The sequence below is a fragment of the Arthrobacter sp. HMSC08H08 genome (assembly GCF_001807575.1).
Taxonomy (GTDB): domain Bacteria; phylum Actinomycetota; class Actinomycetes; order Actinomycetales; family Micrococcaceae; genus Pseudoglutamicibacter; species Pseudoglutamicibacter albus.
This window is the reverse complement of sequence record NZ_KV789394.1, coordinates 195,553-195,823: the sequence shown is the minus strand read 5'-3', so window position 1 is coordinate 195,823 and position 271 is coordinate 195,553. Positions and strand designations below refer to the sequence as shown.

Sequence of the window (271 nt, the reverse complement as noted above, 5' to 3'; positions counted from 1 at the left end):
GGATCATCCCCGCAGGCGCGGGGAACTCCGCGCCGCGGACAGTGAAGCGGGTCGCCGCGTAGGATCATCCCCGCAGGCGCGGGGAACTCATACAGGACAGCGCGGACACGCGCGGGAATAGCGGATCATCCCCGCAGGCGCGGGGAACTCTGCGGTCAGATAGTTGGTCCATGCGCTGATCGCGGATCATCCCCGCAGGCGCGGGGAACTCTTCGCGAGTTCAGTCATCGTCCAGCGGTTGAACGGATCATCCCCGCAGGCGCGGGGAACT

Annotated in this window: 1 CRISPR repeat array. The window is 67.2% G+C overall.

Annotation, left to right across the window (positions count from 1 at the left end):
- Position 1: 1 nt before the first annotated feature.
- Positions 2–271: a CRISPR direct-repeat array (repeat unit 26 nt; unit sequence GATCATCCCCGCAGGCGCGGGGAACT).